Origin of the sequence: Thalassovita autumnalis, from assembly GCF_001458255.1 — a bacterium.
GTDB classification, from domain to species: Bacteria; Pseudomonadota; Alphaproteobacteria; order Rhodobacterales; family Rhodobacteraceae; genus Thalassobius; species Thalassobius autumnalis.
In genome coordinates this window covers 57,650-80,486 of sequence record NZ_CYSB01000004.1, presented here as the reverse complement: position 1 = coordinate 80,486, position 22,837 = coordinate 57,650, and the positions used below count along the sequence as shown (strand labels likewise).

At 61.0% G+C, this 22,837-nt stretch carries 27 protein-coding genes; 17 read left to right on the top strand and 10 right to left on the bottom strand.

The window, feature by feature from the left end; translation table 11 throughout:
- Nucleotides 1-17 precede the first annotated feature (17 nt).
- From rpoD to TL5118_RS00405, 4 genes are all read left to right on the top strand, one after another.
- Nucleotides 18-2,021 carry an RNA polymerase sigma factor RpoD gene (rpoD, locus tag TL5118_RS00420; RefSeq protein WP_058241696.1) on the top strand — a complete coding sequence of 668 codons (2,004 nt, stop codon included), beginning with the start codon at nucleotides 18-20 and terminating at the stop codon, nucleotides 2,019-2,021.
- Between the two features lie 33 nt (nucleotides 2,022-2,054).
- Nucleotides 2,055-2,417 (top strand): hypothetical protein, encoded by a 363-nt coding sequence (locus TL5118_RS00415; RefSeq protein ID WP_058241695.1) that lies wholly within the window; start codon nucleotides 2,055-2,057, stop codon nucleotides 2,415-2,417.
- A 63-nt stretch (nucleotides 2,418-2,480) separates the two neighbouring features.
- Complete coding sequence (locus TL5118_RS00410; RefSeq protein ID WP_242601696.1) at nucleotides 2,481-2,963, top strand: hypothetical protein; 483 nt, start codon at nucleotides 2,481-2,483, stop codon at nucleotides 2,961-2,963.
- A gap of 152 nt (nucleotides 2,964-3,115) precedes the next feature.
- Nucleotides 3,116-3,355: a hypothetical protein gene (locus TL5118_RS00405; protein ID WP_058241693.1), complete on the top strand. Its 240-nt coding sequence runs from the start codon at nucleotides 3,116-3,118 to the stop codon at nucleotides 3,353-3,355.
- 90 nt (nucleotides 3,356-3,445) lie between these two features.
- On the opposite strand, the gene TL5118_RS00400 is transcribed toward TL5118_RS00405, so the two are convergent.
- Complete coding sequence (locus TL5118_RS00400) at nucleotides 3,446-3,727, bottom strand: DUF1330 domain-containing protein (RefSeq protein ID WP_058241692.1); 282 nt, start codon at nucleotides 3,725-3,727, stop codon at nucleotides 3,446-3,448.
- Between the two features lie 95 nt (nucleotides 3,728-3,822).
- On the opposite strand from TL5118_RS00400, the gene TL5118_RS00395 reads away from it, so the two are divergent.
- The 7 genes from TL5118_RS00395 (at nucleotide 3,823) to ribD (ending at nucleotide 8,751) form a co-directional block, all read left to right on the top strand.
- Nucleotides 3,823-4,701 carry a LysR family transcriptional regulator gene (locus TL5118_RS00395; RefSeq protein WP_058241691.1) on the top strand — a complete coding sequence of 293 codons (879 nt, stop codon included), beginning with the start codon at nucleotides 3,823-3,825 and terminating at the stop codon, nucleotides 4,699-4,701.
- Between the two features lie 75 nt (nucleotides 4,702-4,776).
- Nucleotides 4,777-5,058, top strand: coding sequence for an HlyU family transcriptional regulator (locus tag TL5118_RS00390; protein ID WP_058241690.1), 282 nt, complete (start codon nucleotides 4,777-4,779; stop codon nucleotides 5,056-5,058).
- A gap of 25 nt (nucleotides 5,059-5,083) precedes the next feature.
- Nucleotides 5,084-5,245, top strand: coding sequence for a hypothetical protein (locus TL5118_RS21270; RefSeq protein ID WP_165590003.1), 162 nt, complete (start codon nucleotides 5,084-5,086; stop codon nucleotides 5,243-5,245).
- Nucleotides 5,246-5,250: 5 nt separating this feature from the next.
- Nucleotides 5,251-5,685 (top strand): secondary thiamine-phosphate synthase enzyme YjbQ, encoded by a 435-nt coding sequence (locus tag TL5118_RS00385; protein WP_058241689.1) that lies wholly within the window; start codon nucleotides 5,251-5,253, stop codon nucleotides 5,683-5,685.
- A gap of 138 nt (nucleotides 5,686-5,823) precedes the next feature.
- Nucleotides 5,824-7,038: a bifunctional alpha/beta hydrolase/OsmC family protein gene (locus TL5118_RS00380; protein ID WP_058241688.1), complete on the top strand. Its 1,215-nt coding sequence runs from the start codon at nucleotides 5,824-5,826 to the stop codon at nucleotides 7,036-7,038.
- Nucleotides 7,039-7,168: 130 nt separating this feature from the next.
- Nucleotides 7,169-7,636 (top strand): transcriptional regulator NrdR, encoded by a 468-nt coding sequence (gene nrdR, locus TL5118_RS00375; protein WP_058241687.1) that lies wholly within the window; start codon nucleotides 7,169-7,171, stop codon nucleotides 7,634-7,636.
- Nucleotides 7,637-7,665: 29 nt separating this feature from the next.
- Nucleotides 7,666-8,751, top strand: coding sequence for a bifunctional diaminohydroxyphosphoribosylaminopyrimidine deaminase/5-amino-6-(5-phosphoribosylamino)uracil reductase RibD (ribD, locus tag TL5118_RS00370; RefSeq protein WP_058241686.1), 1,086 nt, complete (start codon nucleotides 7,666-7,668; stop codon nucleotides 8,749-8,751).
- A gap of 33 nt (nucleotides 8,752-8,784) precedes the next feature.
- Here the strand turns inward: ribD and TL5118_RS00365 are convergent, their stop codons facing one another.
- The 3 genes from TL5118_RS00365 to TL5118_RS00355 form a co-directional block, all read right to left on the bottom strand.
- Nucleotides 8,785-10,821 (bottom strand): capsule polysaccharide biogenesis protein, encoded by a 2,037-nt coding sequence (locus TL5118_RS00365; protein ID WP_082626109.1) that lies wholly within the window; start codon nucleotides 10,819-10,821, stop codon nucleotides 8,785-8,787.
- Complete coding sequence (locus tag TL5118_RS00360; RefSeq protein WP_058241685.1) at nucleotides 10,821-11,951, bottom strand: polysaccharide biosynthesis/export family protein; 1,131 nt, start codon at nucleotides 11,949-11,951, stop codon at nucleotides 10,821-10,823. The genes TL5118_RS00365 and TL5118_RS00360 overlap by 1 nt, the downstream gene beginning before the upstream one ends.
- A 94-nt stretch (nucleotides 11,952-12,045) precedes the next feature.
- Nucleotides 12,046-13,350 (bottom strand): capsule polysaccharide biogenesis protein, encoded by a 1,305-nt coding sequence (locus TL5118_RS00355; protein ID WP_058241684.1) that lies wholly within the window; start codon nucleotides 13,348-13,350, stop codon nucleotides 12,046-12,048.
- 197 nt (nucleotides 13,351-13,547) lie between these two features.
- Here TL5118_RS00355 and TL5118_RS00350 point away from each other — a divergent pair, with 197 nt between their 5' ends.
- The 6 genes from TL5118_RS00350 (at nucleotide 13,548) to TL5118_RS00325 (ending at nucleotide 18,080) form a co-directional block, all read left to right on the top strand.
- Nucleotides 13,548-14,135 (top strand): riboflavin synthase, encoded by a 588-nt coding sequence (locus TL5118_RS00350; protein WP_058241683.1) that lies wholly within the window; start codon nucleotides 13,548-13,550, stop codon nucleotides 14,133-14,135.
- A 179-nt stretch (nucleotides 14,136-14,314) separates the two neighbouring features.
- Entirely contained in the window at nucleotides 14,315-15,280 is a 966-nt protein-coding gene (locus TL5118_RS00345) for an MBL fold metallo-hydrolase (protein WP_058241682.1), read from the top strand.
- Between the two features lie 115 nt (nucleotides 15,281-15,395).
- Complete coding sequence (gene ribB, locus TL5118_RS00340; RefSeq protein ID WP_058241681.1) at nucleotides 15,396-16,529, top strand: 3,4-dihydroxy-2-butanone-4-phosphate synthase; 1,134 nt, start codon at nucleotides 15,396-15,398, stop codon at nucleotides 16,527-16,529.
- 14 nt (nucleotides 16,530-16,543) lie between these two features.
- Nucleotides 16,544-17,074 carry a 6,7-dimethyl-8-ribityllumazine synthase gene (locus tag TL5118_RS00335; RefSeq protein WP_058241680.1) on the top strand — a complete coding sequence of 177 codons (531 nt, stop codon included), beginning with the start codon at nucleotides 16,544-16,546 and terminating at the stop codon, nucleotides 17,072-17,074.
- A 48-nt stretch (nucleotides 17,075-17,122) separates the two neighbouring features.
- Complete coding sequence (nusB, locus tag TL5118_RS00330) at nucleotides 17,123-17,617, top strand: transcription antitermination factor NusB (protein WP_058241679.1); 495 nt, start codon at nucleotides 17,123-17,125, stop codon at nucleotides 17,615-17,617.
- 142 nt (nucleotides 17,618-17,759) lie between these two features.
- The gene (locus TL5118_RS00325) at nucleotides 17,760-18,080 is read left to right on the top strand and encodes a hypothetical protein (protein ID WP_058241678.1); all 321 of its coding nucleotides are present in this window, start codon (nucleotides 17,760-17,762) and stop codon (nucleotides 18,078-18,080) included.
- A gap of 69 nt (nucleotides 18,081-18,149) precedes the next feature.
- Here the strand turns inward: TL5118_RS00325 and TL5118_RS00320 are convergent, their stop codons facing one another.
- The 6 genes from TL5118_RS00320 to TL5118_RS00295 all read right to left on the bottom strand — a co-directional run bounded on the left by TL5118_RS00320 (nucleotide 18,150) and on the right by TL5118_RS00295 (nucleotide 22,798).
- Nucleotides 18,150-18,575: an SRPBCC family protein gene (locus tag TL5118_RS00320; protein WP_058241677.1), complete on the bottom strand. Its 426-nt coding sequence runs from the start codon at nucleotides 18,573-18,575 to the stop codon at nucleotides 18,150-18,152.
- Entirely contained in the window at nucleotides 18,568-18,921 is a 354-nt protein-coding gene (locus TL5118_RS00315) for an ArsR/SmtB family transcription factor (RefSeq protein WP_058241676.1), read from the bottom strand. The genes TL5118_RS00320 and TL5118_RS00315 overlap by 8 nt, the downstream gene beginning before the upstream one ends.
- Before the next feature lie 129 nt (nucleotides 18,922-19,050).
- Nucleotides 19,051-19,806, bottom strand: coding sequence for an SDR family oxidoreductase (locus tag TL5118_RS00310; protein ID WP_058241675.1), 756 nt, complete (start codon nucleotides 19,804-19,806; stop codon nucleotides 19,051-19,053).
- 373 nt (nucleotides 19,807-20,179) lie between these two features.
- Nucleotides 20,180-20,737, bottom strand: a complete 558-nt coding sequence (locus TL5118_RS00305; RefSeq protein ID WP_058241674.1) for an adenine phosphoribosyltransferase — start codon at nucleotides 20,735-20,737, stop codon at nucleotides 20,180-20,182.
- A 73-nt stretch (nucleotides 20,738-20,810) separates the two neighbouring features.
- Nucleotides 20,811-21,812: a DUF418 domain-containing protein gene (locus TL5118_RS00300; RefSeq protein WP_058241673.1), complete on the bottom strand. Its 1,002-nt coding sequence runs from the start codon at nucleotides 21,810-21,812 to the stop codon at nucleotides 20,811-20,813.
- A gap of 113 nt (nucleotides 21,813-21,925) precedes the next feature.
- A complete protein-coding gene (locus tag TL5118_RS00295) occupies nucleotides 21,926-22,798 on the bottom strand; it encodes an S-methyl-5'-thioadenosine phosphorylase (protein WP_058241672.1) in 873 nt (290 codons plus the stop codon).
- Between the last annotated feature and the right edge of the window lie 39 nt (nucleotides 22,799-22,837).

Here is a 22,837-nt window from a genome sequence, read left to right as displayed (position 1 = left end):
GCCTGCAGGAGAGTTACATGGCTGCCAAAGACACCGAAGACCGCAAGCCCGACGATCAGGACGCCGAGGTATCCCTGGACATGAGCCAGGCTGCCGTAAAGCGGATGATCGCCGAAGCGCGGGAACGGGGCTATATCACTTATGACCAGCTGAACCAGGTTCTGCCCCCCGATCAGGTGTCCTCGGAACAGATCGAAGACGTGATGTCGATGCTCTCGGAAATGGGCATTAACATCATCGAAGACGAAGAAGCCGAAGAAGAAGAACAGAAAAACACCGCCGTTGTGGATGTCTCTTCCAACAAGGGCGAAGTGGCGCTGTCTTCGGGCACCACCGAAAAGCTGGACCGCACCGACGATCCGGTGCGCATGTACCTGCGCGAGATGGGCTCGGTCGAACTGCTGAGCCGCGAAGGCGAAATCGCGATTGCGAAACGGATCGAGGCCGGCCGCAACACGATGATCCTGGGTCTGTGCGAAAGCCCGCTGACTTTCCAAGCGATCACCATCTGGCGGGACGAACTTCTGTCCGAAGATATTCTGCTGCGCGATGTGATCGATCTGGAAACCACCTTTGGCAACCAGATGGGTGAGGACGGCGAAGACGACGAAGAAGGCATCGTTGGCGCCGCCAACGTCACCGCTGCCCCCTCCGCGCAACCGGCGCAGAAAGAGGAAAAGCAGGAATACGATGCGGACGGTAACCCGATCCGCAACGATGACGACGATGATGATGAGGACGAACAGGCCAACATGTCGCTGGCCGCGATGGAGGCCGCGCTGAAGCAGCGTGTGCTCGACACCCTCAACAACATCGCTGAAGACTTCGAAATCCTGTCGGAAATGCAGGACGCCCGGATCTCGGCCACGCTGAACGAAGACGGCAGCTTCTCGGAAGAAGACGAAGCGCGTTATCAGAAGCTGCGCTCCGAGATTGTCGAACTGGTGAACGGTCTGCATCTGCACAACAACCGGATCGAGGCACTGATCGACCAGCTTTACGGCATCAACCGCCGGATCATGTCGATCGACAGCTCAATGGTGAAACTGGCGGATCAGGCTCGCATCAACCGCCGTGAGTTCATTGAGGCCTACCGTGGCTCGGAACTGGATCCGACCTGGCTGGACCGTATGGCTGAAAAGCCGGGCCGTGGCTGGCAGATGTTCATCGAACGCTCGACCGAGAAGGTCGAAGGTCTGCGCAACGATATGGCCCAAGTGGGTCAATATGTTGGTCTGGACATTCCTGAATTCCGCCGCATCGTGGCGCAGGTTCAAAAGGGTGAAAAAGAGGCCCGTCAGGCCAAGAAAGAGATGGTTGAGGCCAACCTGCGCCTCGTGATCTCGATCGCCAAGAAATACACCAACCGTGGCCTGCAGTTCCTGGACCTCATCCAGGAAGGCAACATCGGTCTGATGAAGGCGGTGGATAAGTTCGAATACCGCCGCGGTTACAAGTTCTCGACCTATGCGACCTGGTGGATCCGTCAGGCGATCACCCGCTCGATCGCGGATCAGGCGCGTACCATCCGTATTCCGGTTCACATGATCGAAACGATCAACAAACTGGTGCGGACCGGCCGTCAGATGCTGCATGAGATCGGCCGTGAGCCGACGCCGGAAGAACTGGCCGAAAAGCTGCAGATGCCGCTGGAAAAGGTCCGCAAGGTGATGAAGATCGCCAAGGAGCCGATTTCGCTGGAAACCCCGATTGGCGACGAAGAAGACAGCCAGCTGGGCGACTTCATCGAAGACAAAAACGCCGTGCTGCCGCTGGATTCGGCCATTCAGGAAAACCTGAAAGAGACCACCACGCGCGTTCTGGCCTCGCTCACCCCGCGTGAGGAACGTGTGCTGCGGATGCGCTTTGGCATCGGCATGAACACGGACCATACGCTGGAAGAGGTGGGCCAGCAGTTCAGCGTGACCCGCGAACGGATCCGTCAGATCGAAGCAAAAGCCCTGCGCAAGCTGAAGCACCCAAGCCGCTCCCGCAAATTGCGCAGTTTCTTGGATCAGTGATTTATAAGACGCCCCCGATTTCGGGGGCGTTTTTTGTTTTTGGGATTTGAGTTAATGCCAACAAATGAAGAATGGGCTGACGAAATTATTCAGGTCTATATAGACTTGCGTTGTCAGGAGAACGATATTGTCTTCCTGACATACAAAGACCTTGCAATCCGCTTGGGGCGCCCTGGGCAAGAGCGATTGCTTGCAAGGCCGTTGGATATCGTACGTGAAGAGTGTCAAAAACGTCAGATACCCGATGTAGCAACCATGGTTGTTTCCAAGGAAAGCCTCGTAGGTGGCGAAGTCAAACCTTCAACAAAAGCTGCATCCAAGTACAACGATTGGACGTCGCTGCGGCAAGAGCAAGCGCGTGCCATCTCGTTTGATTGGAAAACATACAAAGATTGATACTTCGGTTACGTTGGAAATAGAAACTGAATGTTAGAGTGCCAAAATAACCTTTCCGTACAAGTGGCAGCTTTTGCGGCGTTATGTCTATGCTCCACCCCAGCCCATGCCTGCCCCGACGGCGCAACGTCGCTCGTCTCTTGTCCGCTGAAAGGCGGCACGAAGGTTCTGCAAACCTGCCTCCTTGGTGATCACGCGACCTATGCCTTTGGCAAGGTGGGCCAGACACCTGATCTGCATCTGGCACGTCCGGTGACGGATATCGCCATGACCCCCTGGCCGGGCATCGGGCGCTATATCTGGGAGGATTTCACCTTCAGCAATGGTGCTACGTCTTATCGTGTCTTCTACGGCATCGACAAGATGGCTGAAGGGGCGGGGAAGCTGACCGGTGGTGTTGCGGTGGAACAGGGGGGCAAGGTGCTTGCCGAACTGTACTGCGATCTGGGCAAGGTCACCACATCAGGCTATCCGCTACCGCTTTATGAGGCAAAGGAAGCTGCGGGGCAGGTCTATTCGCTGGAGGCACAGGCCTGGTCTGACTGAAGGGGCTGGATTGGCACCCCAGACTCCAATGCCTTTGAGGGGTGGCAACGCGGCGCAAACACATTTGCGCGACTGATCTTCACCAAAGCGCGCGCGGCTCTTGTCGTTTTTCTAAGGCACCCAATCTATAGCGGCAGGAAAGGAGGTGAGCCATGAGAGTGCTCGTCTTGTTACTGCTGATCCCAACCTCCCTGTTTGCGCATACTGGTTATGAGTTGACGTTGGATCACGTGACCCCCCTCCCTCTGCCGCAAATGGTGCTGTCGCAGCCCAGCCCTGACATTTGGGTTGGCTCTGACAGTGGCACCGCCCAGCTTGCCGCCCCCTGCATGACCTCCGCCGAGGCTCAGGAGGCGTTGGTGCAGCTGGCCGCCACCTGTGTGGAGCGTTAAGCGCCCAGGCAGCAGTGCAACGGGAGATGAATGCGCCCTGACCGAACGGTCAGGGCGCTTTTCTTTGTCTCACACTGTAATGTGGTGGGATTAGCCCAGCAGCAGGATGTCCGATCCCCCGGCGCTGCGGCGCAGGGCGTGCAGATCGGCCAGATCCGGGTCATTGGCCCAGGCCAGCGCCGCGTCACGATCCGGGAACGACAGCAGCGCCGCCGTATCAGGCGCCGCAGGGCTGCCATCCAATGTGGTAAAGTCTTTGCTGGCCGCTTCGACCTTGCCACCGTGGCGGGCCAGCGCTTCGCCTGCCTTTTCACGGTAGGCGTTCAGGGCATCAGGGTTGGTCACGGTCAGTTGCGCATAGGCGTAGATCATTTCTCTCTCCATCAAATGTGTGAACCCTATGTGGCATCTGTCATGGCGCGCGAAAACGCGCGACTTTGCATTCATGCCATGCGATAGTGCATGTCATGCAGAGAGTGGATGACCCCGATTGGGGCGATTTGAAAACCGTGCTGGCGCTGTTGCGTCATGGCAGCCTGGCCGCGGCGGGGCAGGCGCTGGGGGTGAATTACACCACTGTGGCGCGGCGCATTGCACGGGTGGAGCAGGCGCTGGATCTGACCCTGTTTGAACGTCTGGCCGATGGCTACCATCCAACCGAGGCCGCGCAGCTGATCGGTGAACATGCCGCCAGGATGGAGGCGGAGGCCGACGCGATGCTGCGCCAGCTTTCCGGGCAGGACAGCCGGTTGCGCGGGCCACTGGTGATCACGGCACCGCAACTGCTGATCGCCCATGTTCTGGCGCCGGTTCTGCAGGACTTTACCAAGGCCTATCCCGATATTGACCTGCATTTGCGGGCCTCGAACGATCTGTTGGATCTCAACCGGCGTGAGGCTGATCTGGCGATCCGCATCAGCCGCGCACCGGGCGACAGCCTGATGGGGCGGCGGCTGACGGCGCAGAAATCGGCTGCCTTTGCCGCGGACAGCTATGTGGAGGCAATGGCCAAGGCGCCCGAGGCCCCGATTGACTGGCTGGTCTATGAGGCGATGGCAGAGCTGCCCGCAGCGGTGAAGGCGCAGTCACCACAATCGCGGATCGCCATGGTCTTTGATGACATGGTGGCAATGGCGGGCGCGGCGCAGGCGGGCCTGGGTGTGGTGCGCATGCCGGTGTTTCTGGGCCGGGCGCTGGGGCTGCAGCCGCTGGACCTGATGCCAGCGCAGCCCTACGCCGATATCTGGGTGGTGGCCCATGCGGATCTGTGGCCCTCGGCCAAGGTGACGGCGTTCCGCCAGATGCTGGTGCCTTTCTTCAAGGCGCAAGGCGCGCGTTTTACCTGAGTGCAAGCACGCCCTCTTGCACCTGATGGGGGCAAGCGCCACACTGCATCAAACCCAAATATGATGGATCGACCCATGGCCCTATTTTCCAAACTCTTCGGTGGCGGTGCCAGCAAATCAGAGCCGAAAGGCGCTGAGCCAGAAGATCACGCAGGTTTCCTGATCTATGTGGAGCCGATCCGCGAAGGTGGCAGCTACCGCATCGGTGCCCGCATCGAAAAGGTCATCGATGGGGAGTTGAAGTCCCACATGATGATCCGCGCCGATACCGTTGCCTCGCAAGAGGAGGCCGCCCAGATCAGCCTGCAAAAGGCCAAGAGTTTTATCGACCAGATGGGCGACGGGGTGTTTGGCTAAGGCCAGACTGCTGTTAGGCTAGGGCATGGATCCGATTGCCCTTGCCTTCTACGCCGCGATTTGCGGGTTGCTCAGCCTCTTTGCGCCGTCGCTTGGTGGCATGGTGCCCCGCATGCTGATCGGCGCGGTGGTGGGTATCTTGGCGGCCAGCCTGTTGCCTTTCGTGAAAACCCTGATCGGAGGCTAAGCCACATGAGTCAGCTGGCACAGACGCAGTTCAACCTGTCGACCCGCGGGCAGGGGTTATATGAGTTCACCCGTGATGTAGCAGCCTGGGCGCAGGATCAGGACATGCAGGCAGGGCTGCTGACGCTGTTTGTGCGCCACACCTCCTGTTCACTGCTGATCCAGGAAAACGCCGATCCTGAGGTGCAGGTGGACCTGCGCAACTTCTTCGCCCGTCTGGTGCCGCCCACCACCGATCCCAGCATGGCCTATCTGACCCACACCTACGAGGGGCCGGATGACATGCCGGCCCACATCAAATCCGCGATGATGCCGGTCAGCCTGTCGGTGCCCTTGGTGGCCGGTCAATTGGCGCTGGGAACCTGGCAGGGGATCTACCTGTTTGAACATCGCGATGCCCCGCATCAGCGCCAGGTGGTGGCGCATCTGGCCGGGCAGTAAGCGTTGTTTCGGGGGCGGGGCTGTAACGTAGATCACGCCAGCGGTCCGTGCAGGCACGTTTCTGTGATCCCTCTTGTTTCAATGGCCTTGGGGCTTTGATGATGGGGCAGACGCAGACATTACCCCAGAGGAACCGCCATGAAAACCCAACGCCTGACCTTCACCGGCCATGACGGCAGCACCCTTGCCGCACGTTTGGATCTGCCCGAGGGAGAGATCACCTCGACCGCGCTGTTTGCGCATTGCTTCACCTGTTCCAAGGATATTCCGGCCGCCAAACGCATTGCCCAGCATCTGGCGCAGCGGGGCATGGCGGTGCTGCGGTTTGATTTCACCGGGCTTGGCCATTCTGAGGGGGAATTTGCCAACACCAACTTCACCACCAATGTGGCGGACCTGGTTCTGGCCGCCCAAGCGCTGGAGGAACGGTTCGCCGCGCCGCAGCTGCTGGTCGGCCATTCCCTCGGTGGTGCTGCGGTTTTGAAAGCGGCGGGTCAGATCCCTTCTGCCCGCGCGGTGGCCACCATTGGCGCACCGTTTGATCCGGCACATGTCGCCCATAACTTTGGTGCCAAAGTCAAAGAGATTGAAGAGCAGGGCGGTGCTCAGGTTGAACTGGCTGGCCGCCCCTTCACCATCTGCAAACACTTCCTCGAAGATATCGCCGCGCAGGAGATGGCACCGGCAATCGCCAGCCTGCACAAGGCGCTTCTGGTGCTGCATGCGCCTTTGGATGATGTGGTGGGGATTGAGAACGCGGCGGAGATCTTTACAGCGGCGAAACATCCCAAGAGCTTTGTCACCCTGGATGACGCCGATCATCTGGTGACCCGGATCAAAGACGCGGAATATGCGGCGGATACCATCCTGGCCTGGGCCGCGCGTTACGTGGATCTGGCGGCGGAACCTGTGACCAAGGCCGCCCCTGATGGCGCGGTGCATGTGTCTGAGGCAGACGCTATGGGCTTTCTGCAGGACGTCAACATTGCGGGCCGTCACACCTATCTGGCGGATGAACCGGCCTCGGTCGGGGGCAGTGATCTGGGGCCAACCCCCTATCAGTATCTGTCAGCTGGGCTCGGGGCCTGCACCACCATGACCATCCGCATGTATGCCCGCCACAAAGGCTACCCGCTGGAGCATGTGGCGGTGGATGTCTACCACGACAAACGCCATCTGGAGGCAATGGAGGGCCAGGCGCCTACGAAACGTGATGTGTTCCGACGGGACATCCATGTGCGCGGCGATCTGAGTGACAGCCAGCGCGCCGATATCCTGCGTATTGCGGACAAGTGTCCTGTACACAAGACGCTACATGCCAGTGCTGATATCGAAACGAACCTGCTGGACTGAGGCTTTTGCAACAATCAGTTGCGGTGATGATTTACCCCTACCCAAATCCTAGAGGGCGACCTATAGTAGATGTGGATAACTGGGGACTTATCCCCAGACTTGCGCAGTGTAGCGAAAGAGGGGACCTTTCATGCGTTGTCCGTTTTGCGGAAATATCGACACTCAAGTGAAGGATTCACGCCCCGCCGAAGATCACGTCTCGATCCGTCGGCGGCGCTTTTGCCCGGCCTGTGGGGGCCGTTTCACCACCTATGAACGGGTGCAGCTGCGCGACCTTGTGGTGATCAAATCCAATGGCCGCCGCGAAGACTTCGACCGCGATAAACTGGAACGCTCGATCCGCATCTCGATGCAGAAACGCCCGGTGGAACCTGATCGGATTGATCAGATGATCTCGGGCATTGTGCGGCGCTTGGAAAGCATGGGTGAGACGGATATCCCCTCCAAGACCATCGGTGAGATCGTGATGGAGGCGCTGGCCCGCATCGATACCGTGGCCTATGTGCGCTTCGCCTCGGTTTACAAGAACTTCCAGGCGGCGGACGACTTTGATAAATTCGTCTCCGAGCTGCGCCCGGATTACCCGAGCGAAGACTGACCCTTAACCCCAAACCGGGATTTTAGGCGATGGATCATCGTTACATGGCGCTGGCCCTGTCACTGGGGCGGCGCGGTCAGGGCAACACCTGGCCAAACCCCGCTGTGGGCTGCGTCATCGTCAAAGAAGGCCGCATCGTGGGCCGCGGCTGGACGCAACCCTCGGGCCGCCCCCATGCTGAAGTTGTGGCGCTGGCGCAGGCCGGCGCTGCCGCGCGCGGCGCCACCGCCTATGTCACGCTGGAACCCTGTTCACATCACGGCAAAACACCGCCCTGCGCTGAAGCGCTGATCGCTGCGGGCGTCGCCCGTGTGGTGGCCGCCGTGACTGACAGCGATCCGCGCGTTTCGGGGCAGGGGTTTCAGATGCTGCGTGATGCCGGCATTGAGGTCACTACCGGTGTGCTGGCCGAAGAGGCCGCGCGGGATCTTTCGGGCTTTTTCCAACGGGTGGAAACCGGGCGCCCTGCGCTGACGCTGAAACTGGCCAATTCCTTTGACGGGCGCATTGCCACCGCCACCGGCGAAAGCCAGTGGATCACCGGGCCCGAGGCGCGCCGGTATGTCCATGGCTTACGGGGCACTCATGATGCGGTGATGGTTGGTGGCGGCACAGCGCGGGCCGATGATCCCAGCCTGACCGTGCGGGACATGGGGGTGGAGCGTCAGCCAGTGCGGGTGGTGCTGTCGCGCCGCCTTGATCTGCCGCTGATGGGCAATCTGGCCCGCACGGCGCGTGACGTGCCTGTGTGGATCTGCCACGGCCCGGATCTGGATCCGCTGTTGGAGCGCAGCTGGCGCGACCTGGGGGCGGAGCTGATCGCCTGCCCATTGGCGCAGGGGCAGATTGATCCTGCCGCTGCCCTGCAAGCCTTGGGGCAGCGCGGGCTGACGCGGGTGTTCTGCGAAGGTGGTGGCGCGCTGGCGGCGGCCCTGTTGGCGCAGGATCTGGTGGATGATCTGATCGGGTTTACCGCCGGTTTGGCGATTGGCGCCGAAGGCCTGCCGGGAATTGGCGCCATGGGGCTGGAACGCCTGTCGGAGGCGCCGCGCTATCAATTGGTGGAGACCCGGCCGATCGGGGCCGATGTGCTGCACCGCTGGCGGCGCGGCTAATCCATCGCACAGAATTGGCTACGCCGCGGCTGTTCAACCGCGACGCCACAGGTGCGCGTAAGACGACAGCAGCCCCTGAAGTTTCGCCAGCAGGCGCAGGCTGGGTGGCGCCGGGGAAATGCCTGCGGCCAGACGTTCCACTATCAACTCCACCGGGCAGGGCTGACCGCTGACCGGATCCAGATAGCGCGGATAGTCGATCAGCGTGGCATGGATCAGCCCCTCCAGCGGCACCAGCGTGCCGCGACGGGCCGGCACGTCACCACGATCCACCGTAAGGCCCCAACCGGCGTAGAAGGGCGCGCCCAGACAGGTGACCTTGACGCCGCGCAACAGCGCCTCAAACCCCAGGAGGGAGGTCATCGTCCAAACCTCCTGCACCTCTTGCAGCAGGGGGGCCGGGTCACCCTGTTCGATCACCGCATCGGCAAATTTCAGCGCCTGTTCCTGTGTCAGGGCGCCGGGGCGCAGGCCGGCCTCCACATCCGGGTGGGGTTTATAGAGGATCACCGCCTCTGGATTTGCGGCGCGGGTGGCCTGCAGCAGGGTGAGGTTGGTCTTGATCATTCCTGTACCCAGCCGGATCGAGGCATCATCCTCCACCTGACCCGGGACCAGAATGCGATGGCCTTCGGGCAATTGCTGCACCGGGTGGCCGACGTTGTATTTGCTGAGCCCCGCCTTGATCAGGTTGCGGCGCAGCTGGCCCGCGCGGGCGCGTTGATCCTCGCGCAGCTGGCTGCGGCTGCGGATCATATCCTCCAGATCGCTGGGTTGGTTCGGATCGTAGTAGATCCCTTGCCGGTCGCTGACGAGCGATAGGGGCGGCACCAGCTCTGCCCCCAGACCGCGGGAGCGCAGGAAACCATCCTCAATCCGCACAAGGCCCGCAGGGGGCGCCTGCAGCGTTTCCGCCGCGCGGGCCCAGATCATCTGACGGCGGGGGGCAGGGGCATCTGTGGGCTTGGCTGAAAACCGGACCGGCCGGACGGACCCGAAGAAGCGATTGAGCGGCCGGCGTTTCCACAGCCGCATGCCTGCGGCCTGCCAGCCATGTTGATCCTCGGCATAGGCGCGGGCGCGGGCGGCCAGTATATCAATCACATCTTCCAAGGCGCACAGTCGGTCGCGGTAGGGGTCATACCAGATCGGGTAGAGCATCATCACCCCGGCAAAGAGCTGCGCGCGGGTCAGCTGACGGCGGCGGCGCGGCAGAGGGGAGACATCATCGGTCAGCCCCCAACCGGCATAGAAAGGCTGGCCAAACACCTTGGGGCGGTGACCGGCCATGATCGCCTCAAACCCCAGTCCGGAGGTCACGGTGTAAACGGCAATCGCGCCCTCCAGCAGGGCATGGGGACTGGCGGCGCCATCATATAGGGTGACACCGTCGGGCAATGTGGCGGGATCATAGTGGCCCTCACGGTGACCACCGCGGGTTTCAGGATGGGCCTTGATCACGATGCGGGCGCCGGGGTGATCCTCCTGCGCCTGCATCAGCATTTCAGCAAAACTATGGGCCGAGGCACGCCCCAGCTTGATCGCGGCATCTCCGCGCGTCTGATCGATCAGCAGCACATAGCCGGGATCGGGCAGGGGGGCGTCGGGATCAAAGGCCGCGTATTTTGACAGCTGCGCCTCTTGGATACGGGCCATACAGTCCCGCGCCCGGGCCAGCAGGCCGCCGTCATCCAGCGGCTGCAGATTCAGGATCGCCTCAAGGTCGCTGGGCTGGGTGATGTCAAAATGCATCCCGCGTTTGCAGACCACCAGCCCCAAAGGCGGCTCACCGCTGCGGCCGGGGTGCAGGGAGCGTAGGAAGGCATCTTCGACGCGGATCAGGCTGCCCCCGGTCTTCTCGGCCATGGCCGCACCGCGTTTGGCGTAGGGCGAATGGCCCCAAACGGCGATCAGGTCATCCTTACCTGGTTTGCCCAGCCGCAGATCATAACCCGCAAGCTGCAGGATGCGCCGGGTCTGTTTTTGCCGCCAGAAGCCTGCGTTGAAATAGGAAACCCGCCGAGGCTGGGCCTCGGCGGGGCTATGACGCATCCAATCGGACGGCCGCATTAACTGCCGCCGAGCGTGGACAGCGAGTTGGCGGTGGTGAGCGAGCCGGTCAGCGAAGAAATCGTTTTATCCCACTGGGTGAACGGGGCTTCGGTCACGTAAAGCGTGTCTTCGTCGCGTACGGCAAAGTCACGCGCCAGGAACAGACCGTTGGGCTGGGTCAGGTCCAGCACATAGACCAGACGCTGCGCCCCTTCGAGGTCATTGCGGCCCAGAACGGTGTTGGCAATCTCAGCAGGTTCGTTGCGCAGGATGAAGACGCCGGTGGGATCTGCGGCGGAGGCCAGCAGACCACCGACCTGTGCGATGGCTTCGATGGCGGAAACGGTCTGGCTTTCAAACCCGATGCGCGACTGGGTGCCGGTGGCGCCAAGCGCCGTGAAGCTGCGGGTGTCGCCCTCAACCAGAATGCGGTCACCGCCGCGCAGGGCGATGTCCAGCTCCGGGTTTTCATAGAGGTCCTGGAACCAGATGTGGCCACGTTCGTTGCCGCGGATCACGGTGATCTGGGCAATCTCGGGATCGATGGTCACGCCGCCGGCACGGGCCAGCATGGTCGACAGGGTCCGGGTCGGCCGTTCAATGGCAAAGACACCCTGACCGCCAACGGCACCAACCAGCGACACGGTTGAGCCGTCACCGGCCACACGGCGCACCTCGACCTGAGGTTCCGGGGTCTGATCTTCGATCTTGCGGGTGATGATGTTGCGGATCTGCTCAGGCGTGTTGCCCGCGGCGCGGATGCGGCCCGCGTAAGGCACAAAGATGAAGCCTGCGCCATCAACCTGAATTTCGGTCAGGATCGAGTTGGCCCCGGTGCGGGTGTAAAGCCCAACATCGACGTTTTCCCAGATTGTCAGGCTCAGCGTGTCGCCCGGCCGCACAATGTCAGAGCCCAGCTGGCCAGCCTTCAGGAATTTTTCGGGGAAGCCAAGGGCAGGGGTCACGGCGGTTGCGCGGGTCACCCGGTCATTGACGTTCACGATATAGGCGTCGCCCTCTCGCAGGACGGAGCCTGCAAAGATCTCTTTCTTGGTGGGGCCAACGCGCGGCAGGCCACAGGACGCAACCAGCGCCACAGCAGCCAAAAGGGCGACGGACTTCGCCCGGCGGGAGCTAAAGAATTTCACTGCTCGGTCTCCTCGACCTGTATTATCTGCCTCAAGTCTTTTGTCCAACCTATCGGAATCGGACATAAAAATCCAGCGCTAGACCTTGTGTCGGTCAGGTCACCAGACGCAACTGTTGCCTCGGGGCCGCGGTGCCGCTGGCCAAGGCGTCATAGGGATCTTCGGCAGATAGCATCATATCGACCACATGGCGCAGCAGCTGACGGCGGCCGCGTGCCGAATAAAAGCCGCCCGGCAACTGGCTGGTTTCCAACAGAAAGCGGCGGTAATCGCGATAGGCGGGCAGATCCGGGCGCCGGGCGCTGGCAAAGAACTGCGCCACCGGTTGGTCCGATACAAATTCCGGTTTGGCGTAAACCGCATCGCCGTAAACCTTCAGCGGGATGCCACGCCACAGCACCTGCTGACCGGCGGTCGAATTGACGGTGACGGCGCTGCGTGCCTCATTCAGCAGGCGGGCCAGTTTGCCGCCACGGACAAAATGCACCCGTCCTTCCACACCGGTTTCACGCGCCAGTCGGGTGATTTCCCGTTTCAGCGGCACCCGGCCGTTTTCCAGTGGATGCGCTTTGATCACCAGATGATGATGCCCCGGCGCCCCTTTGGCAAAGCCGGTAATAGTGCGCTCCAGAAACTCGGTCATGGTGGTGAAGGGCGAATGCATCTGGAAGGAACTGTCATGTTCCAGCTGCAACAGCGCAATATGATAGGGAAAACCGCCGTTGCGGATACGGAAGGTGGCCAGGCTCCGCTCAAGGATCTGCACCGGCGTCAGCATCAGCCGGTTGAAGTAGAGGTAGAACTCCCGGCTGACAGGCAGATCGCGATGGCGGCGGAAGTTGCGGTAATCACCGTTCCGGAACATCACAAACCAATGGTAGAGCGCGCCGTAGAACACGTGCTGGCGCATATCCCCCCAATGGGCGGGCGGCAGATGGCTGTCCATGTCACTTTGGGCCAAAGCATCGCGCATTTCCTCAACGCTGAGGTCCATCAGACGGGAATGCCCGTTCGATCCACCCCGTTCATAAGTGACCCAGAAGGGGCGCAGATAGCCCTCTTCAAACACATGCACCGTCAGCCCCGCAGCCTTGGCGCGTTTCACCGCTTCGGCGTGGATCGGGCGGGTGTCGCCGTAAAGCACAATGTCGGTGACGCCCTTTTCCGCGACCAGCGTTTCAAACTGGTCAGGCCAGTCCTCGGCGGCGCCGCAGTAGGGGATGTAGCTGGCCTGATCGAACCAAAAGGCCCGGTCGCCTGCGTTGAAGCCCACCCGCCAGACCTGCGCCCCCGCCCGCCGCAGCATCTTGCCCAGCTGGTGGAAAAAGGGCCCATGCGGCCCCTGCAGGCAGAGAAACACCCGGTTCTGGTGATCGCTATGGTTCACGGGGCGACTCATGGCGCGGATTTAATCCTCATTGGCTCAATAGGTTAACGGTTGTGTCCTATCCTAGCGTAGGGTTTCGGCAAAATTAAGGCACGAGATTGCACCTGCCCTTTGCTCGTTGGGGACAAGAGGGGCACAAGGGGGGCGCGCACCTTGTTCTTCTGTTCTTCAACGGCTAGGTCTGGGGGCGGTTTTAGAAGGAGCCCCTCATGTTTACCGGCATTGTGACCGATCTAGGTGAAATCATCGAGCTGGAGCAGCGCGGCGATCTGCGCGCCCGGATCAAGACCTCATATGACCTTTCGACCGTCGATATGGGGGCGTCGATCGCCAGTGATGGGGTCTGCCTGACCGTGGTGGCCAAGGGTGACGACTGGTATGATGTGGAAATCTCGGGCGAGACGGTGTCAAAGACCAACCTTGGCGATTGGGCGGTGGGCCGGAAGGTCAATCTGGAACGCGCGCTGAAGGTTGGCGATGAACTGGGCGGCCATATCGTCAGCGGTCATGTGGATGGCGTGGCGCAGTTGATTGAGATGCATGAAGAGGGCGACAGCACCCGTATGGTGTTTGAAGCCCCGGAAGAGCTGGCCAAATTCATCGCGCCCAAAGGCTCGGTCACATTGAACGGCACCTCGCTGACCGTGAACGAAGTGGCTGGCTGCACCTTTGGCATCAATGTAATTCCCCACACCAAAGAGGTGACGATCTGGGGCCAGGCCAAAGTGGGTGACCGCATCAATCTGGAGATTGACACGCTGGCACGTTACGTTGCCCGTCTGCGCGATTTCGCCTGATCTGGACGCTGACCCGGCCCTTTGCCGGTCAGCGGGAGGAGGGGGAACGCCCCCTCCGCAGCAAACTCAGGATGCCAAAGCCGCGTCTTCGAATTTAAATATTCAAAAATGATGTTGCGTTTCTTCAGCGCTGGAGTACCTTCGTGGCCTCGCGAAGGACCTGCGAAGGAGGAACCCACATGGCCCTGATCACCCCCAGTCGACGTGACATCCTGAAACTTGCCGCCGTCGCCCCGGCCATGGCATTGCCAGCCGCGGCCAAGGCACAGCTGGGGGCCCCAAGCGATGAAAACCCGGGCTATTTCCGCTTCACCCTTGGGGAGGCACGGCTGACGATCCTGTCGGACGGCTATTTCTCCGCCCCTACCAGCGGCGTCGGCGTCAACGCGGACCCGGCCGATGTGCAGGCGTTCCTGACGCGGCATTTCCTGGATCCTCAGGCGGGCTATTCCCACACCAACCACCTGCTGATCGAAAGCGGTGAGGCCGTGGTGCTGGTCGATGTCGGATCGGGCCACCGGTTCTTTGACACCGCAGGGCGGCTTCTGGCGAATATGGAGGCCGCAGGCATCGATCCCGCCGCCATCACCCATGTGGTGATCACCCACGCCCACCCCGATCACATCTGGGGCATCCGTGATGACTTTGATGAGGCGCTGTTTCCTGACGCTGAATACATCATGGGCGCAGCAGAGCACGCCTATTGGATGCAGGATGATCTGGTCAATCTGGTGGATCCGACCGACCAGCAGTTTGTGCTGGGGGCGGTGAACTCGATCAATTGTGACGGTGTGGAGTGGACATTGGCCGAAGATGGCCATGAGGTGGTGCCGGGTGTGCGGCTGATCGCAACGCCTGGGCACACTGCCGGCCATATGTCCGTGATGTTGGACAGCGACGGCAAGCAGCTGATCGCGCTGGGCGATTCGATGAGCCATTCCTGGCTGAGTTTCCGTCGGCCTGATTGGTACAATGCCTTTGACGCTGATGGCGATCAGACCGTGGCCACCCGCAAGCGGCTTTTGGATATGTGCAGCGCGGATCGCATTGCGGTTCTGGGGTATCATTTCCCCTTCCCGGGCGTGGGCCATGTGCTGCGCGAGGGGGATCAATTCAGCTTCGTGCCGGCACTCTGGCAGTTTTAAGCTGTCTCAGCGGGCTCTGCGGCGTCGCACAGGAGGTGTGAAACGCCGCGTCCCCTCTGGCATTTAAGGGGGCGCTGCGCTATCTGGCAGGAAACCGTGACCCGAGGGGAAGCCTATGCCCGAAAGCTCTGCCTTTGAAACACCTGGTCCTGTAGAGGCCCAGCTGCGTGATGCCATCAGCCCGATTGAAGAGATCATCGAGGCCGCCCGTCAGGGCAAAATGTACATCCTCGTCGATCATGAAGATCGCGAAAATGAGGGTGACCTGATCATCCCGGCAGAATTTGCCGATGCTGCGGCGATCAACTTCATGGCCACCCATGGCCGCGGGCTGATCTGTCTGCCGATGACGGCAGATCGCATCGATTTCCTCGGCCTGCCGATGATGGCGGTCAACAACTCCTCTCGTCATGAAACGGCCTTCACCGTCTCGATCGAAGCGCGTGAAGGGGTCTCCACCGGGATTTCTGCCGCGGACCGGGCGCTGACCATTGCGACCGCGATCAATGAGCAGAACACCATGGCCCATATCGCAACACCCGGGCATGTCTTCCCGCTGCGCGCCAAACGTGGCGGTGTGCTGGTGCGTGCCGGTCATACCGAAGCCTCGGTTGATATTTCGCGGCTGGCCGGCTGCCACCCCTCGGCGGTGATCTGTGAGATCATGAAAGAAGACGGCAGCATGGCCCGTCTGCCCGATCTGGTGGAGTTCGCCAAAGAACATGACATGAAGATTGGCACCATCAGTGACCTGATCAAATACCGCTCGAAGAACGACAACCTCGTGGTGGAAACCAGCCGCGAAACCGTTCAGTCCGAATTTGGCGGTGACTGGGAAATGCGGATCTTCACCGATCAGATCCACGGTGTGGAACATGTGGTGATGATCAAGGGCGATGTCACCGATGGCGCGCCGGTTCTGACCCGGACCCATGCGCTGCATGAGGCGACCGATATTCTGGGCCTTGGCCCGAAACCCGCAGATGAGCTGCCCCGCGCGATGAAACTGATCGCCGAAGAGGGCCGCGGTGTGGTCTGCCTGTTCCGCCAGCCCCGTCATGCGCTCTACGCGCAAGAGGAAGAGGGCGTGAAGACGATCAAACAGATCGGCCTTGGCGCGCAGATGCTGTCCAAGATGGGCCTGTCCGAGCTGATCCTGCTGACCGACAGCCCGCGCACCAAATATGTGGGCCTTGATGCCTATGATATTGAAATCGTCGGCACCCGCCCGATCCTTGGCGACGCCTGAAGGAGGTCTGAGACATGGCTGGACATGAGCAACACTATATTCTGCCGCGCCCCGAGTTTGACAAACCGGTGAAGCTGGCAATCGTGATGTCGCCTTACTACAAAGACATCGCAGACAACATGCTGAAAGGCGCCGTTGCCGAGATCGAAGCCGTCGGCGGCACCTATGAGGTGGTCGAAGTGCCCGGCGCGCTGGAAATCCCCACCGCCATCGGCATTGCCGAACGGATGAGCAACTTTGACGGCTATGTGGCGCTGGGCTGCGTGATCCGCGGCGAAACCACCCATTACGAAACGGTCTGCAATGACTCCAGCCGCGCCATTCAGCTGCTGGGCCTGCAGGGGCTCTGCATTGGCAACGGCATTCTGACCGTGGAAAATCGCCGTCAGGCTGAGGTGCGCGCAGATCCGGCTGATCAGAACAAAGGCGGCGGCGCAGCGGCTGCGGCCTTGCACCTGATCGCTTTGGCCCGTAAATGGGGCGATCAGCGCAAAGGCGTGGGATTCGTTCCCGCCGATGAAATCCAGCTGGCAGGCAAGGCGTAACCGTAAAAACGCCTGTCGTGTCACGGCATCTTTAGGACTGCGAACCGCATGAGCACCGGCCAAGAAGAAGAGCGTAAACCGCTTTCGAACAACCAGAAGCGCAAGATGAAATCTGCGTCGCGGCTTTATGCCGTGCAGGCGCTTTACCAGATGGAGGTCAGCGATCAGATCGTTGATCAGGTCATCCTGGAGTTTCTGGACCACCGCTTCGGTGCGGTTGTTGAAGATGTGGAGTGGCTGGAAGGCGACACCGCATTGTTCAAACAGCTGGTGAAAGAGGCGGTGAACTGGCAGGCCAAGGTGGACCAGATGACCGACCGGGCGCTGGTGGCAAAATGGCCGCTGGGCCGCATCGACTCGACCCTGCGGGCGCTGTTCCGTGCGGCTGGCGCTGAGCTGACCCAGTCCGAGACCCCGCCAAAGGTGGTGATCACGGAATATGTCGACGTGGCGCGCGCCTTCTTCCCGGAAGGCAAAGAGCCCAAGTTCGTCAACGCCGTGCTGGACCATATGGCCCGCGAAGCCAAGCCAGAGGCGTTCTGAACGCGCCCATAACGCGCCTAGGATGCATTTATGAATAGAACCCGCGGCATTTCGTCAGAAAGCGCCGCGGGTTTTCATATTGGGCTTGAACATTCTGGCCTGAGGCATACCCTTCTCCTTAGGCCTTAACGGAGTCGCTGCCATGCCCAAACTCGTCCGCCTTTACATTACCAACGTTTTGATCGGCTTTGCCGTTGCCGCCGCCTTTGTTGCGATGTTGCTGTGGTTCAACCTTGGCAACCTATGGTCGCTGGTTTCAAATTCGGATGTCGGGCTGCTGGCGGTGTTCCTCTTGTGGTTCTCAAACGGCATTGTCTTTGCCGGGGTGCAGTTCGGGATCGCCGTGATGCGCCTGAAAGAGGATGAGCCGAAAACCGGCCGGGGCCGTCCGATCCGCGTTGACTATTCGCAGCCCGTGCGCGTGCGTCAGGAAGCACCGGCCAAGCGGACGCAGCTGCGTTAAACCGGTCTAGCGAGCAGATGAAAAGGCGCCCAGGGGGCGCCTTTTGTGTTTTCGGGGTTTTGCTTGGTTTCACGCTGGGGCAGGGGCGGTGGCCAGATCGTGCAGATTGCCCATGAAGCCATGCCAGCCCTTATCCAGGGCCAGAACCAGACCGTAGCCATCCGGTGAATTTGGCAGCTCTGAATGTTCCAGCGTCAGCCGTGTGCCGCCGGGGGCTTCCTCCAGCCACCATTCCACCGTCGACATTTTGCCCTGCATCGGACCAACGGTGAAGGACCACTTCATATAGTCGACCGGCTTCATCACCTCGACGGTGCCCCAGCACATGCGGTCGCCATCTTTCTGGCTGGTCAGCAGATAGTCCTCCCCTTCACTCAGGTCAGATTGGGCCGGGTGGAACCATTGGGTCAACAGATCGGTCTTGGTCAGGAAATCCCAGACACGCGGTTTGTCCGCGGCCAGAAAGACGGATTTGCGAATGGTGGTGTCAGTCATCTTCAGTCTCCTTTGGGGTCAAATTGGGGTCTTCAATCTCTTCGATGGCGGCTTTCAACGCGTCCAGACGCTGATCCCAGAACTGGTCAAACCAGCTGAGCCAATCCACCACGGGGCGCAACCCCTCGGCGTTCAGCCGGTTCAGCCGCTCACGGCCCCGCTTGCGGGTGGTGATCAGCCCGCCTTCGTCCAGCACGTTCAGGTGTTTTTTCACCGCGGCGCGGGTCATGTCGAAATGCTGCGCCACATCTGCGACGCTCATCTCCTGCGCGCCAAGCAGGCGCAGAATGTCCCGGCGGCTGGGATCAGACAGGGCACGGAAACTGGGCTGTAGGTCAAAGGGCATGGCGGGCCTCAAGCGATACTATTTGGTATCTCTTATGTTGTGATACCTTTTGGTATCCTGTCAACCCCTGCCTAAAACACGAACACCCCCGTCAAAGCGGGTCTGGTTTTGTGGATATTTTACAGCGGCTTACAACTCGGGTCGCGCACCGGCCCAGGGCCAGCCGCCCGAAAACTCCAGGATCGCGCCGGTCATGAACCGCGTCTTGGCGGAGGCGAGGAAATGAATCACCTCGCCGATCTCAGACGGATCGCCCAGACGGCCAGCCGGCACATTCTGGCGCACATAGGTACGGCCCAGTTCGGTCTGCTCATAGATCGCTTTGGGGTAGTAGGCCTCAGAGTAGAGGAAGTTCGGCGCCACCGCATTGACGGTGATCTGATCCGCCGCCAGATCCCGCGCCAGTGATTTCAGCAGCGCATTCACCCCGGCCCGCGCTGCATCGGCAAAGCCACCGCCAGACAGCGGCAGGTTGGTGCGGTTTGAGGTCACCATGACGATATTGCCACCGCCCTGCGCCTTCAGTTGCGGCAGCGCCGCTTGGATCAGTTGAAAGGGGGCTGTGATCAAAGTGTCGAGGTTGGCTGTCAACTCGGACGCGGGGGCGTCATGGGGCAGGTGGGGCGGGGCCGGGTAGTGATCATTGCTGACCAGCGCATCGATCCGACCGGCGGCAGCCACCACCGTCTTGACCAGCTGCGCGGGGTCGCTCTCTGACAGCAGATGCAGATCCGCACGCCCAGCGGCATAGGTTTCAGACACCGCGGGATCGGCAAAGCTGGCATCCTGCGCCCAGACCTGAAATCCGCCCTGCAACAGGCCAAGAACCGCGCCGGGACCGGCGAAACCGGCGGCGTTGCTGACAAGCGCGATGGGCTGGGACATGATGGGGCCTCCTCTTTCCGACGCTCAGGATGGCGCAAGACAGGGGAAAGGGAAATTCCGCATTTCTACGCAATACGACCCGATTTCAGAGCAGACAAAAAGGGGGAAGGGCGGCGGGCCCGCAGCGACCGTTTGGTTATCTCATTCCCGAGGACCTGTATGTACAGGTGGGCGCCAGGTAACTAGACCAGGATCTAGACAGAGCCAGCTCCCTCGGAATTGCTTAAGGCCACCGGAATGCAACCGTGTATCGAGAAGAGCAGCACCCGCCGAGGCCTTAGATAGGGTGTGGGGGCGGGGGCGGCAAGTCTCTCTTTTGAGAGAATTGAGGCGCCAGCATCCGGCGCCCCTGAAAATCAGGTGATGGCCGCGATCAGAGGCCTTCGAATTCGCACAGAACGCTGACGTCCATGCCCATGGCTTCCAGTTTCTTGCGGCCACCCAACTCGGGCAGATCGATGACAAAGGCGCAGCTGAGGATCTTGCCGCCCAGACGTTCGATCAGCTTGATCCCCGCCTCAGCGGTGCCACCGGTGGCCAGCAGGTCATCCACCAGCAAAATGGTTTCACCGGGCTCAATCGCGTCCTCATGCAGCTCCACAATCGCTTCGCCATATTCCAGCGTGTAGGCCTCGGAAATGGTTTTGCCGGGCAGCTTGCCCTTTTTGCGCACGGGCACAAACCCGGTGCCCAGCTGGTGCGCGATCGCGCCGCCCAGGATAAAGCCCCGCGCCTCAAGACCCACCACCTTGTCGATGCGCTGACCGGCATAGGGGTGCAGCATCTGGTCCACCGCCATGCGGAACCCGCGCGGATCGGCAAACAGAGTGGTCACATCGCGGAACATGATCCCTTCGTGCGGGAAGTCGACGATGGTGCGAATGTAGTCTTTTACGGTTTTGTCCTTGGGCGCCACAGCGGGACCTTTCATAGCAATCTGTTACCTGCGGTGTTTGGCAAGGCTGCGGCGTTCATGCAAGCTTTGATGCGAAAACGGCGGGGGTTTAGCCCGCCACACGGCGCATCAGCGCCTCCAGCGGGCCCCGTTTGGCCACATGTTGCCACAGGCTAGCGTAGATCAGGCACAGCGCACAGAACCCCAGCGCATAGGCAAAGATCTGACCGGGGCTGAGCACACCTGAGAGCAGGCCAAGCCCTTCGAGCAGACCCATGCCAAGGAGGATATGCGCGAGGTAGAGCGTCAGGCTCTGCCGTCCGGCCAGCGCCACCGCGCGGCTGGGGGCAAACCGCATCAGCATCGGCCCCGCCCAAAGGCAAAGCGCCACCATCAGGGCCGCACTGCCGCTGGCCGACAGGATGTAGAACGGTGTTGGCGGGATTGGGGAGGTGCCCAAAAGCGGTGCCAGCTCACCGCTGGTGATCAGCGTAGCCGGGATCATGCCAGCGATCATCGCAACCACCCCCCAGATCGCCAGTCGCGCCTGAACCCGCGCCGCCGCCAGATCCAGCCGCGCCAGCGCCATGCCGATAAACAGGAAGCTCAGCCAAGGCAGCACCGGGTGCCAGCCGTTGTAAAAGGTGTGGCGCAGATAGCCGCTGAGCGTCCAGAACCCGGTGTAACTCAGCGTGTCCCAGTCCCAGCCCTGATCGTAATTGCCAAAGATCAGCGCGCCCAGGGCCAGCAGGGTAATCGCAGCGGCCGCACCCCAGAGCACACGAGCTGAGGCCGCAAGGAAGGGCAGCGCGCAGAGGAAATAGGTGCCGTAATAATGCAGGATGTCCGCCTCAAAGATGGTGAGGTTGAGGAGCCCCAGCGCCATCAGAAACAACGCCCGTCGGAAAATCAGTGGCGCCGTGGCCCGCGCCAAGCCCAGCCCGATGCCCGCCAGCACCACAAACAGCGCCGCCGCGCGCCCCTCCAGTGCGTTTGTCAGAAGCGAGGCCAAATCGCCCCCCGCGCTCACCTCAGCCGCGATGCGAAAATTCACCAGAACCATGCCCAAGAAGGCAAGGAAACGCGCAATATCAAGGCCATCAAGCCGCATGAGATCAATCCGCTTTAACCAAAATCTGCCAAAGACTTGGACATGGTGGGCGCAAAATAAAAGGCCGCCCCGGAGGAGGCGGCCATGAGTGGCGAAAACGTGCCAGTTCCAGCTTAGCCCAGAACCCGGCCTGCGACGGCGTCGAGTTTCGCCACCAGCGCAGGATCGCGTTTTTCCGGGGCAGTGAGGATGGCAAACTCCAGCGCTTTGTCGCAGCCATGGGGGCAGTCGTCCCGTTCCGCCCCCAAGAGGGCGGGCAGGCGTTTGACCAGATCACGGCCCTTGTCGGCATTGCCCACCAGCGTCTTGATGATCTCGGTCACATCGACCTCACCATGGTCGGGGTGCCAGCTGTCATAATCGGTGATCATCGCGACGGATGCGTAGCACAGCTCGGCCTCACGGGCGAGTTTCGCTTCGGGCATATTTGTCATGCCGATCACATCACAGCCCCAGCTTTCGCGGTACATTTTGGATTCCGCCAGGGTGGAAAATTGCGGTCCCTCCATCGCCAGATAGGTGCCGCCCTTATGGACCTTGATGCCAGCATCCGTTGCGGCGGTGAAACAGGCCTCGGACAGGCGCGGGCAGGTGGGATGGGCGACGCTGACATGGGCCACACAGCCGGTGCCAAAGAAGCTCTTTTCGCGTGCGAAAGTGCGATCAATGAACTGATCCACAATGACAAAATCGCCTGGCGCCATTTCATCGCGGAAGGAGCCGCAGGCCGAAACCGAAATCACATCGGTGACGCCCAGACGTTTCAGCGCGTCGATATTGGCGCGGTAAGGCACCGTGGTGGGTGAATGCACATGGCCGCGCCCGTGCCGCGGCAGGAAGGCCATTTTGACCCCGTCATAGACCCCGGTCAGGATCTGATCCGAAGGCGCCCCCCAGGGCGTTTCAACCGTGACCCATTCGGCGTTTTCCAGCCCGTCGATTTCATAGATGCCCGATCCGCCGATCACGCCGATATATGTGTCCATGGTATGTGGTCCTGTCTGAAACTCTGTTGCGGGGGAATG